General features: G+C 38.0%; 12 protein-coding genes and 1 pseudogene. 10 read left to right on the forward strand and 3 right to left on the reverse strand.

Annotated features, from left to right (window positions below; genetic code table 11):
* The first annotated feature begins 219 nt into the window (after window positions 1–219).
* The 5 genes and pseudogenes from J2S08_RS19420 to opuFB all read left to right on the forward strand — a co-directional run bounded on the left by J2S08_RS19420 (window position 220) and on the right by opuFB (window position 5014).
* Window positions 220–849, forward strand: coding sequence for an SGNH/GDSL hydrolase family protein (locus tag J2S08_RS19420; protein ID WP_307232526.1), 630 nt, complete (start codon window positions 220–222; stop codon window positions 847–849).
* A 217-nt stretch (window positions 850–1066) separates the two neighbouring features.
* Window positions 1067–1609, forward strand: a pseudogene (locus J2S08_RS19425) (delta-aminolevulinic acid dehydratase); the annotation flags it as partial.
* Window positions 1610–1633: 24 nt separating this feature from the next.
* A complete protein-coding gene (locus tag J2S08_RS19430; RefSeq protein WP_307232602.1) occupies window positions 1634–2071 on the forward strand; it encodes a GNAT family N-acetyltransferase in 438 nt (145 codons plus the stop codon).
* A 472-nt stretch (window positions 2072–2543) separates the two neighbouring features.
* A complete protein-coding gene (locus tag J2S08_RS19435) occupies window positions 2544–3494 on the forward strand; it encodes an ABC transporter ATP-binding protein (protein WP_307232529.1) in 951 nt (316 codons plus the stop codon).
* Entirely contained in the window at window positions 3491–5014 is a 1524-nt protein-coding gene (gene opuFB, locus J2S08_RS19440) for an osmoprotectant update ABC transporter permease/substrate-binding subunit OpuFB (RefSeq protein ID WP_307232531.1), read from the forward strand. The genes J2S08_RS19435 and opuFB overlap by 4 nt, the downstream gene beginning before the upstream one ends.
* Before the next feature lie 311 nt (window positions 5015–5325).
* On the opposite strand, the gene J2S08_RS19445 is transcribed toward opuFB, so the two are convergent.
* Window positions 5326–5661: a winged helix-turn-helix transcriptional regulator gene (locus J2S08_RS19445; protein WP_307232533.1), complete on the reverse strand. Its 336-nt coding sequence runs from the start codon at window positions 5659–5661 to the stop codon at window positions 5326–5328.
* Between the two features lie 253 nt (window positions 5662–5914).
* On the opposite strand from J2S08_RS19445, the gene J2S08_RS19450 reads away from it, so the two are divergent.
* The 4 genes from J2S08_RS19450 to J2S08_RS19465 all read left to right on the forward strand — a co-directional run bounded on the left by J2S08_RS19450 (window position 5915) and on the right by J2S08_RS19465 (window position 8580).
* The gene (locus tag J2S08_RS19450; RefSeq protein ID WP_307232535.1) at window positions 5915–6325 is read left to right on the forward strand and encodes a DoxX family protein; all 411 of its coding nucleotides are present in this window, start codon (window positions 5915–5917) and stop codon (window positions 6323–6325) included.
* 51 nt (window positions 6326–6376) lie between these two features.
* Window positions 6377–7228 (forward strand): VOC family protein, encoded by an 852-nt coding sequence (locus J2S08_RS19455; protein ID WP_307232536.1) that lies wholly within the window; start codon window positions 6377–6379, stop codon window positions 7226–7228.
* 71 nt (window positions 7229–7299) lie between these two features.
* The gene (locus tag J2S08_RS19460; protein WP_307232538.1) at window positions 7300–7908 is read left to right on the forward strand and encodes a nitroreductase family protein; all 609 of its coding nucleotides are present in this window, start codon (window positions 7300–7302) and stop codon (window positions 7906–7908) included.
* 24 nt (window positions 7909–7932) lie between these two features.
* A complete protein-coding gene (locus J2S08_RS19465; RefSeq protein WP_307232540.1) occupies window positions 7933–8580 on the forward strand; it encodes an NAD(P)-dependent oxidoreductase in 648 nt (215 codons plus the stop codon).
* Between the two features lie 229 nt (window positions 8581–8809).
* Here J2S08_RS19465 and J2S08_RS19470 read toward each other — a convergent pair whose 3' ends face one another.
* Both J2S08_RS19470 and J2S08_RS19475 read right to left on the reverse strand, forming a co-directional pair.
* Window positions 8810–9694 (reverse strand): PhzF family phenazine biosynthesis isomerase, encoded by an 885-nt coding sequence (locus tag J2S08_RS19470; protein ID WP_307232542.1) that lies wholly within the window; start codon window positions 9692–9694, stop codon window positions 8810–8812.
* Between the two features lie 127 nt (window positions 9695–9821).
* Window positions 9822–11285 (reverse strand): aminotransferase-like domain-containing protein, encoded by a 1464-nt coding sequence (locus J2S08_RS19475; protein ID WP_307232544.1) that lies wholly within the window; start codon window positions 11283–11285, stop codon window positions 9822–9824.
* A 132-nt stretch (window positions 11286–11417) separates the two neighbouring features.
* On the opposite strand from J2S08_RS19475, the gene J2S08_RS19480 reads away from it, so the two are divergent.
* Window positions 11418–12041 carry a LysE/ArgO family amino acid transporter gene (locus tag J2S08_RS19480; protein ID WP_307232546.1) on the forward strand — a complete coding sequence of 208 codons (624 nt, stop codon included), beginning with the start codon at window positions 11418–11420 and terminating at the stop codon, window positions 12039–12041.
* The last annotated feature ends 9 nt before the right edge of the window (window positions 12042–12050 follow it).

The raw sequence follows: 12050 nt of genomic DNA on the forward strand, positions 1-12050 counted from the left end.
AAATGGATAGGGACTTGAATGCATCTATCAATTTGTCACGCTATGAATTAGCAAATTAACACCTAAAAGTTATTGCTAATATGTACGATTCGTTGCATCGGAATTTACGCCCTCGGAGTGTTACACCAAACGAGAGTAGCTTCGGCAAAATCGGACACGTAGAACAGGGAGCAAACAATTTCTTATAGAGTTTTATAAGGTTTTGGCAACGGAATGATGATGAGTAGAAATAGAAGCAAGTGGCATCAGAAAAATTGGGTAACATTAGGAGACTCTATTTCTGCAACAGGAGTTTTCCAGGCGTTAATGAATAAAGAAATTGAGTTCGGTGATATTGAAAACAAAGCGTACAGCGGAGGTTCTATGACAGGTCCTGATGCTTCTTCAACAACAGTGATTGGAAAAAGTATTGACTATGCATGTGTAGATATTGTTACTATCTTTGCAGGTACAAATGATTTTAAATTAAACCGTACATTAGGCATTATCGGTTCCGTTTTCGATACTACTTTTGATACAAATACATTTTATGGCGCATATAGAAGTTTATTAGATTATATCATTGCTAGCAACCCGAATACTCGCATCTATCTATGGACACCATTGCATCGAGATAATGCAGGCTATACGATTGAATCTACTAATACTGCTGGGCATAAACTGATAGACTATGTGGAAGCAATAAGACAAATTGCAGTCATGTACTCGCTACCTGTATTGGATTTATATAATAACAGTGGAATTAATACAAAAAATCTCTCAACATATACAAACGATGGTTTACATCCGAATAATAAGGGATATGAAAGAATAGCAGAACTAGCAATTCCTTTTATAAACAATTACTAACAGGAAATGTAAACTAATAATGTAAAATTTTTAACGAGATTGTTGATGCTTCCAATTATGTATGGTAATATTTAATTAATTTTTTATAGGAGGAAGTATCTATAATGAAAAAGTTAAACCGTTAACGTATTACTCTACCTCGAGCGCCTCCATTTATATCCATTTTTATTATCTTTAAAACGAACAATAAGATGGATAACATTGGAGGACGAGAAAAATGAGTAAACCTGAAATGAATGTTGCTTTAGTATGTGGACCAGATTGTGATATGAGTGCGAACGGATTACGTACTGCGCTTGAATTCTTTGGTGCAAGAGTATTTACGTATTGGATTGGAAGACCAAGCGATTTGATTGACGTATTGTCTGGTGACGATTTGTATCCTGAGACAGATTTCATTATTCTTGAATTTCACGGGGATGAAGGAAGATTTCTCATGCCTGAATTAGATGAATCGGTATATGAAGAAGGAGAACCTCGTGTTGACTTTGGGCCGGAAGAAATCGCTCGCTTTACTAAACTCAATGGTAAGGTGGTGCTCGGCAATGGGTGCTCACTTGGTAACGCTATATTAGCGAAAGCTTTTATAGAAAATGGCTGTTCAGCTTATATAGGTCCAGATGATTATCCAGATGGGAATGCGGCGCTTATGTTTGCATTGCGTTTTTTCTATGAGATGATTCAAAACAAACGCAGTGTAAAAGAAGCATTTGCTATCGCAAAATCTACAGATAAGGAAACTCATATGTATCAATTGTATGAACGTTCCACCGATATTGAGAGAATGGAAGTTTTGCAAGATCATCATTTGCCTATGTTGAAAACATGGTTTAACGATAAAGAAATTCAGGATCGAATGGCTGGCATGCTGCCTTTGGAAAGCTGGTATAATAATGTTTGTTCAAATGATCAGTATTTCATCTGGGCAGGCTACGCGAAGGACGAACTTGTTGGCATTATTATTGTAGAAATCGAGGAGGAGATTGGCTATATCGCATTAATTGTCAATCCTTCTCTGCAAAATCGCGGATACGGCAAAGAGTTACTTCGTCAAGTGTTGATACATCCTGAGTTGAAATCCGTTAAAAAATGGGAGGCAGAGATTGAAGAAGATCATCTCGCAAGCATCGCCTGCTTTCGAGCATTAGGCTTTATAGAAGAAGACGCAGTTCCCGACGAGGATGGTTTTGTGAACTTCGTGTATGATTCGTCTAAACAATAAGATCTTTTAGGAAAAACCGTTCGATTTTGAACGGTTTTTTTTAGCAGATCCTCCGAAGGTCAATGAAGAAAATGATTAATTATTAGGTAGGAAACCTATTTAGTTTCCTTTCGTTCACTCCGATGGAATTATCAAAGAAGATGGTATTAATACATTTATATAAAGAAATTATTTTCAAAACAAGGAAGATATGTTTTTCAAGCGGCCAACAAGAAAAGCATCCAGTCCCTCGAAGAATAAGAGTGTTCAGCGTTAAATGATGCACATGATCGATTAACATCTTGAATAAATTAAAAAAACCAAAAGTGCTTTCTGTTGACTCAGTAAGAAAGATCGTTCAGTATGAAGAAAAAATACGTGCAAACATATCGAAACATATCTATCTATTGTCTACGAAAATATTACTCCGAGTTCTTCCTCTTTCACAAAATAGCATCTAAGGTCGCACGAGTTTACGAGAAAGGAAAAAATAATGATTCGATTTCAACGTGTTTCAAAAATATATCCTGATGGAACGAAAGCAGTCCACAATCTAAATTTTACGATCGAAAAAGGGGAGTTTTTTGTTTTAATTGGTCCAAGTGGAAGCGGGAAAACGACGACCTTAAAAATGATTAATCGTTTGATCGATTTATCAGAGGGGACGATTTTTATTCAAGGGAAAAAAGCAAGCGACTATGATATCCATGAATTGCGCTGGAATATCGGCTACGTATTGCAGCAAATCGCACTCTTTCCCCATATGACGATTGCTGAGAACATTGCAATTGTTCCAGAGTTAAAGAAATGGAAGCAAGAGAAGATAAAAAAACGAATTGACGAACTTTTAGAAATGGTTGGCCTTGATCCGGCAACCTATCGCGATCGAAAGCCCCATGAACTATCAGGCGGCCAGCAGCAGCGGATTGGTGTTATTCGTGCTCTTGCCGCTAATCCTGATATTATTTTAATGGATGAGCCATTTAGTGCATTAGATCCAATTAGTCGAGAAAAACTGCAAGATGATATATTAACGCTGCAAAGGCAAATTAATAAAACGATCGTCTTTGTTACGCATGATATGCACGAAGCGTTGAAGCTTGGAGATCGTATCTGTGTGATGCAGCACGCAGAGGTAGTGCAAATTGACGCTCCAGAACAACTGATTCAACATCCAGTGAATGCTTTTGTAAAAAATTTCGTTCGTTCCGGTAACGGTCATTATGAACATGAGTGTATCGAAGACTTATTAGCATGGATGAAGCCTGCTGCAGCTGAAGCTAAAACAGTATCGTCTCATACGACGATACAAGAGGCTTTAGCGCTTCTAGCCGATGAAGACGCCGTAGCAGTAGAAAAGGATGGTGAAATTGTCGGAACAATGACAAGACAAGTATTGGTGAAGTATTTAGCCTCCAGAATAGGGGAGAGACAATTTCAATGAATACATTTTGGCAAGTCTTTCAAGATAGAAAAGGTGAACTATTCAATGCTTTCGTTGAGCATATTCAAATATCAGCTATAGCTCTTATTCTAGCAATAATGATCGGAATTCCTCTTGGTATTTTCCTTACACGTCATATGAAAATAGCAGAAGGCATCATTGGCATGTCAGCTGTTTTGCAAACAATTCCCTCCTTAGCATTATTAGGCTTGTTGATCCCTTTGGTAGGGATTGGCAAAGTCCCTGCCATTATTGCACTCGTCATCTATGCATTACTGCCTATTTTACGTAATACATATACTGGTATTAAGGAAGTGGACAACTCGCTTATTGAAGCAGCAAGTGCAATGGGAATGAATCATCGAAAACGTCTATTCAAAGTAGAACTGCCGCTTGCTTTACCAGTAATGATGGCTGGCATTCGTACTGCGATGGTACTTATCGTTGGAACGGCGACATTAGCAGCATTGATTGGAGCGGGAGGATTGGGGCAGATTATTTTACTTGGGATCGACCGCAATGATCATTATCTTATTATTCTCGGTGCGATACCAGCAGCATTATTAGCCATTTTCTTTGATATTGTTTTACGAGCAGTAGAAAGAGTTTCCTTCAAGCGGACGATGATAGTGGGAAGTATTGCTATCATTGCAACGGTATGTATACTCATCATTCCGCAGCTAACAAATGTAGGAAAGAAGGAGCTTGTCATTGCTGGCAAACTAGGAGCAGAGCCAGAAATATTAATAAATATGTATAAACTGCTGATCGAAGAAGACACCGATTTACATGTTCGCATAGAACCAAGCTTAGGTAAAACTTCTTTCGTTTTTAATGCGCTAAAATCAGGCGATATCGATATCTATCCAGAATTTACAGGAACTGCAATTACCGCTTTTTTAAAGGAAGAAGCAGTTAGCACTCATACAGCAGATGTATATGAGCAAGCGCGAAAAGGTTTGGAAACGACATATCAAATGGTGCTGCTGCAACCAATGGCTTACAATAACACGTATACGCTTGCTGTACCAGCAGCATTTGCTGATCAATACCAATTAAAGACGATATCTGATTTAAAACGAGTGGAGCAGCACATAAAAACTGGCTTTACATTGGAATTTACAGATCGTGAAGATGGCTACAAAGGGATTGAAACATTATACAACATTGAATTTGCAAATATCCAAACGATGGAGCCAAAACTTCGCTATAAGGCAATAGAAACAGGCGATATTCAGCTTGTCGATGCCTACTCCACAGATAGTGAACTAAGGCAATACAACCTTAAAATTTTAGAAGATGACAAGCATTTATTCCCACCTTATCAAGGTGCGCCATTGTTAAAAAAAGAGACGCTTGAGGCATATCCAGAACTTGAAGGCATATTAAATAAACTTGCTGGAAAAATAACGGAAAAAGAGATGCAGGAAATGAACTACGCAGTCAATGTTAAAGGAGTTTCTGCTGAGAAAGCAGCAAGGAAATATTTAGAAGGGCACGGATTGCTTTCGCCAAAATAAACGGATGATGAGATAAGGATTTTCTCGGGGAGGAAGGATGGAGAGTATGCTGAGAGCTGCGAATGTTAGGAGGAAATCGTTCTTGAATTTAGTTTGGTCTGTAGTTCTCATCTTAAATAACGATAATCAACAGAACGGTTTCACCAAGCGAAGCTGTTTAAAGAAAATATAAAGAGATATTGAAAAAGCATGAGAAATAGCCGATTATACCGGAATGGTTTTTTTACTAAATAGAGATAACAATAACCACATATGTGTATGGTTATTGTTACATGCCAAAAAGCCAATTGTTCTATAAAGAGCAATTGGCTTTATTTTTGAATTGCAGCATCTCCTTCTATTTCTAACCATGTTTGCGACCATTTTTCAATCTCTTTCAAAATAGGTTCTAAAGCACGCCCCTTTTCTGTTAGAGAATATTCTATCCGAACAGGTGTTTCTGGAAATACCTCTCGTTTCACAATTCCTTCATGCTCTAAATCTTTTAGCCTTTCTGAAAGAACTCTGCCGCTAATCATAATAGAAGTTTCAATTGTACAAAATCGCTGCGGACCAGCAAGGAGTTGATAAATAATCAATCCCGTCCAGCGTTGACTTAAAATGCTCATCGCTTTTTCAAATCGTGGACACAAATTAGATTGGTTCATTTGTGGTTACCTCCAATCATGTCAGACATCTCTGTTTACCCATAACCCTATTATAACATAAAAAAATAAATTATTTATAAAAAATAACTTTTATACTTGACACAACTAATTTATAAACATATACTAACTTACATAAAGTAAGTAACTTATCTTTATGTTTTTTCCGTACTTAAACTTCCTCAGGTACGAAAGAAAAGATACAACTAGCTATAATCAATCATCGATTTTATTAATAAAAAGGAGTGTGAAAATAATGATGAACAAATACGAGCTAGCTGGATTTATAGTACGTATTATTTTAGGCCTCACATTTTTTATTCATGGTTTTGCTAAATTTCAAGGCGGTATTAGCAACACGGTTGGATTCTTTGAGAGCATAGGTCTTCCAGGATTTGCAGCATATGCAACAGCTTCTATTGAGTTGGTAGGCGGCATTGCCATGATACTAGGAATTGGAACAAGAATTGTTTCCGTCCTATTTGCAATCATTATGGCTGGGGCGCTTATAAAAATTAAATTTGCAGCTGGCTTTATGGGATCAGCGCAAATGGCAGGTTATGAATTCGAATTAGCGCTACTAGCGATGTCGATTCATCTTGCAATTACGGGAAGTTCATTTTTTTCAGTTGACAAAGTACTGTTTCGTTCCAGTAAAGAAGCTTAAATACTTTTGGAATGATCTGGTATCATTTAGAAAAAGGAGGGAAGAAATATAATGACATTTCATCGTGATCCTTCTACGTTTGTAAATCAGGTTCACATACTTGCAAAAGATGTAGAACGATCTCTTCTGTTTTATCAAGAGATAATAGGATTTAGGATTCTTGAGCATATCGGAAAAAAAGTGGTATTAACGGCAGATGGAAAAACACCGCTTGTCACAATTGAACAGCCGGAAAATGTGTTAACAAAAGAGCCGAGAACGACAGGGTTGTACCATTTTGCTCTTTTATTGCCGCAGCGTTCCGATTTAGCGAAGGCTTTATCTCACCTTATTAATACGGGATATCCACTGCAAGGCGCTTCTGACCATCGTGTCAGTGAAGCGATCTATCTAGCAGACCCTGATGGCAACGGCATCGAAATATATGCTGATCGTCCTCTTCATTCATGGATAAAGGAAGATGGACAAATATTGATGACAACCGAACGGCTAGATATAGAGAACCTTTTACAAGAAACAAAAGGAGAGCCCTGGAACGGTTTGCCAGAACATACGATTATGGGACATATTCATCTCCATGTATCAGATTTACAAAAAGCGGAAGACTTTTATTGTAAAGGACTTGGTTTTAATGTTGTAAACCGATATGGCGAGCAAGCAACCTTTATTTCAACAGGCGGCTACCACCATCATATTGGTATGAATACTTGGAATGGTGTAGGAGCAAAAGCCCCTGCAGCAAATAGTGTTGGAATGAAGTGGTTTTCATTGGTATTTCCTAATGAAAAAGCGAGAAATGAAGCAGTAAATAAGTTAAAAACATTAGGCGTTTCCGTCCAGGAAGAAGAAGGAATTCTAATAACAAAAGACCCATCCGGGAATCATATTCGACTCTGTGTTTGAGAAAAGTAGAGTATGAAAAGCTTTTTGGGAGAAAATATAAAAAACATTGAACGAATAAGGAGAGATAAATAATGACAAATAATACAAAAGATTTTTATACTGCTATCGAAGAAAGAAGATCTATTTACGGAATTAGTAAAGAAGCGGTTGTATCAGATGAAAGAATCAAAGAAGTAATCAATCACGCGGTCAAGCATACACCTTCCTCTTTTAACTCACAAAGTGCAAGAGTTGTTGTCTTGTTAAATGAACAACATGATAAATTGTGGAATATTACAAAAGAAACATTAAGAAAAATCGTTCCTGCTGATCAATTTAGCAGTACAGAAGAAAAAATGAATGCTTTTGGTAGCGGCTATGGTACAGTTTTATTCTTTGAAGATCAAGAAGTAATTAATTCGCTTCAGGAACAGTTTGCATTATATAAAGATAACTTCCCAATTTGGTCTCAACATTCATCAGGAATGCTCCAATATGTTATTTGGACATCATTAGAATTAGAAGGATTTGGCGCGACTTTACAGCACTATAATCCACTTATTGATGATGAAGTAAGAAAAGAATGGGATATTCCTAGCAGCTGGAAATTAATTGCCCAAATGCCATTTGGCAAGCCAACAGCACCAGCAGGGGACAAGGAATTTAAACCATTAGAAGAGCGAGTTAAATTTTTCAAATAAACATCATGCAGGAGATGAGAAATCATGAAAATCGGCATCATTGGTGCAAGCGGCAAAGCTGGGAAGCTTATTATGGAGGAAGCGATTAATAGAGGCAATGAAGTGACTGCAATTGTTAGAAACGCTTCTAAAGTGAAAGATCAGCATACGGCCATTATCGAAAAAGACATCTTTGATTTATCTTCGAATGATTTAAAGGATTTTGATGTTGTTGTGAATGCATTTGGTGCTTTACCAGGACAAGAGCATCTTCATGTGGAAGCTGGAAATGTGTTGATTAATGCACTTAAAGATGCTCCAAATACAAGATTAATCGTGGTAGGCGGTGCAGGAAGCTTATTTGTTGATGAAGGGAAAACAGTTCGATTGATGGAGACACCTGAGTTTCCGAAAGAATATTTGCCGACAGCTGTGAACCAAGCGGAGAATTTAACCATTTTACAACAAACTGATTCTCTTAACTGGACTTTTATTAGTCCTTCTGCCTTTTTTGATCCAGAAGGAATGCGAACAGGCTCTTATCAAAAAGGGAAAGATCATCTACTTGTAAATGCTCAAGGAGAAAGTTATGTCAGTTATAGAGACTACGCAATTGCAGTCTTAGATGAAATTGAACATCCACAGCATGTGAAGGAACGATTTACTGTTGTATCTGAGAAAGCAGCACAATAAAAGCAGCATCTATAGGAAATAATATTTTACATAAAAAGCTGTTTGACAGGTGTCGAACAGCTTTTTATCATAACTGGGAAAGTTTTTATAGGACATAGTCTAATCTACATATTTGTCCCTTGATGCCATACGAATGCTTTTCGTTCAATCTCCAGCACTAAATGCTCTTTTCCTTTTATGTATGCTTCAATGTCGTAAGGAAAACGTTGGGGTAATGCCTCTTCGGTTCTCATAAAGATAGAGAGAATTGAGTTACAAATACTGCACTTCCTGTCATTTTCACATCAAATTTGTTAGGAACATTTTTTGTAACACTTATTTTTACCCGGCCGTCTTTACCCATTTCCTGTCCTTGCTCAATAAGAAGCGTAAGCGTATGTTTAAAATTTTTTTTAATAAATTTAGCATAATACGCTCCCATTACACCTGAAGCAGTACCGGTTACAGGGTCTTCAATCGTTCCAGAGTAGGGAGAAGAAAAATGGCGTGCATGCATCTGGGCTTCTGGGTCATATGTTTCTAAACAAAATGGGTGAATTGAAGCTTTTGGAATTTCTTTTAATATAGAAGGGAATACCTGATTGTTCGGCTTCATTTTTTTAAAGGAAGCAAGCTTTTTAATGGGAATTAATAAAGTCCAGATTCCTGTACTCCCATAAATGATCGGAAAATGTTCATCCAACTCGCTTACATGAAGGCCTATCGATTCGGCTATATCCTCTCGAGATCCGTTAAAGGTTTGGAATTCTGGGCTTGCTTGCGTCAAGGTAATGTCGTGTTGATCATTGATTTGAACGGGTAAAATCCCTGCTTTCGTTTCAACTGTCAACTCTTTTTTATCGGGCAGCAAGCCTTTTGTTTTTAATGCAAAAATGGTTGCGACCGTTGCGTGTCCGCATAGATTCATTTCGTGTCCTGGCGTAAAGTAGCGAATCCTTAAATCAGCAGCCGTTGATTTAATAGGAAAGGACGTTTCATTAAAACCGACATCAAAAGCAATTTTTTGCATTTCATCATCGGTTAGTGTTTCCCCATTTAGCACAATTCCTGCATGATTTCCAAAATAAGGTTGATTAGTAAAGGCATCATAATGATAAATAGTAACTGTTTTCAATTGCTTGCACCCTTCCCCTAATGATAATGTCCATATTTTAACATCCATTGAAAAGGAAGACAATTTCAAAATTAGCTTTAGCCAAGCATTTTCGAATAGGCAGGATAGGAGAATATGCTTTTTTCATTCATTCTTTATCATGATTAATCGCTTGCTTTACTAATGAAGATAGACGAGCAATCCCTTTTTCTAAGTCGGTTAACGAAGCATATGCATATGAAATGCGCAGCGATTGTGTAGCCTGTGGATCATACAAATGTCCTGGATGAATTAAAATACGCTCTTTCAACGCAGTCTCAAACAACTGGCGCATAGATAGAGGAGAAGTTATATGTACCCAAATATAAAAACCTCCTTTCGGCACAGTCCATGTTGCAAATGGTGAAAAGTACGCTTGAAGAGCTTGCAGTGCTGTATCACGTCGAATTCTAAGCTGTTCCCTTACAAAGTGAATATGTTGATCGTATAGTCCACTGACTAGCCATTCGGCGACAGCCCACTGTGATAAAGAACTAGCGCCGTAATCAGTTTGCATCTTAATATCAGCTAACCGATTGATGACAGGTTCTGGTCCTACCACCCAACCGATCCGCAGTCCAGGACTCAATGTTTTCGACATGCTGCCTAAATAAAGTACCAGCCCGCTTCGATCACGGCTTTTTAACGGAAGAGGAGGGGGCTCATCGATCCAAAGCTCTCGATATACATCATCCTCCATTAATGGCAGCCCCTCTTTCTCACAGACTTCCAATAATGCTGTACGCCTAGCTTCTGTCATAGAAGTGCCAGTTGGATTGTGAAAGCAAGGAATTGTATAGAGCATCGCTGCTTTACTTTGTGCTTTATATTTCGCAATGAAAGATGCTTGCAGACCATCTTCATCCATCGGGATGCCAAAGAGCTTCATTCCAGCTGATTGGAATAATCGCAATGAATAAAGATACGATGGTCTTTCTAGCAAAATGGTGGAACTTCTTTGCAATAAACCGATGGAAATAAGCTGAAAAGCTTGCAGCGCTCCCGAAACAATCAAAATAGAAGAAGGAGCTGCGTCGATATTCCATTTTTTTAGATAATGAGCAATTTGTTTACGTAAAAAAAGATTGCCTTTCGGTTCTTCATATCCTAATGATGTCATTCGATTGGGAAGACGCTGAAAAATATCTTGCATCGCCGCAGTTGGCAATAGTGTTGGAGAAAGCTCCCCTGTTCCAAGTCGAATGACATCAGGCGAAAACTCCGCCTCATTAATCTCTTGAATGGTTGGCAAATTCGGATGAAACACCCCAGCCTTTACATAAGAGTGCCAATCTGGGGGCGGATTTGCTGCCATCACATTCCATGTATGGTTGATTACTTTTGTTCCGCCTCCACTGTTGCCGGCAATGAGTCCTTGTGCAGTTAATTCATCTAATGCTGTCACAACAGTACTTCTATTTACATCAAACATCGCCGCCAATCTTCTCTGGGGAGGGAGCTTTGTTCCAACTGGCCAATCGCCATTAATAATTTTTGTTTGCAAATAATCTTTAATTTGTTCATATAAAGGAGCCATTGCGGAAGGATTAGGCTTCCATTCTGAATGCTTCATGAAAAAGACCTCTATTTCTTTTAATTGTTCTATTTTAGCATTTGGTTGGATTGTATTCCATCCATTTGGCTGGAGACAATTTATTTTTTTCAGCTTACAATAAAGCCATTATTAACGTTAAGGAGGTTCATAGTGCTAGAACCAATTTTACATGGAATCATTCTTGCTTTTGGATTAATTATCCCTTTAGGTGTACAAAATGTATTTGTTTTCAATCAAGGAGCAACACAGCCATCGCTAATGCGAGCGATGCCAGTCGTGTTAACAGCAGCGATATGTGACACGTTTTTAATCGTTTTGGCAGTGCTTGGCGTTTCGCTTATTCTTTTAGCCTTTACATGGATCAAGCTTTTGCTCTTTGGCATTGGTTTTTTCTTTCTTTTATACATGGGCTGGTCCATTTGGAAAAGTGAAGCTGTTGCAATCGATCAAGCTTCAGAACAGCAATTTTCAAGAAAAAAGCAAATCGTCTTTGCTCTTTCTGTTTCGCTGTTAAATCCTCATGCTATTCTCGATACAATCGGTGTCATTGGTACGAATTCATTAAGCTACACTGGAGATGAGAGATGGGCGTTTACGATTACAACGATTATCGTTTCATGGCTATGGTTTATCGGGTTGGCTATAGCAGGAAGCATGATTCGCCAATTTAAGCTATCCGCTCAATGGATGAATAGAATCAATAAGGTCTCTGCCATCATTATTTGGATTGTAGCTTTCTATATGATCTGGAAATTATTGTTTGAACTTATTTAAATACAAAAC

The organism is Bacillus chungangensis (assembly GCF_030812995.1).
In the GTDB taxonomy this organism is placed as follows: Bacteria; Bacillota; Bacilli; order Bacillales; family Bacillaceae_C; genus Bacillus_CF; species Bacillus_CF chungangensis.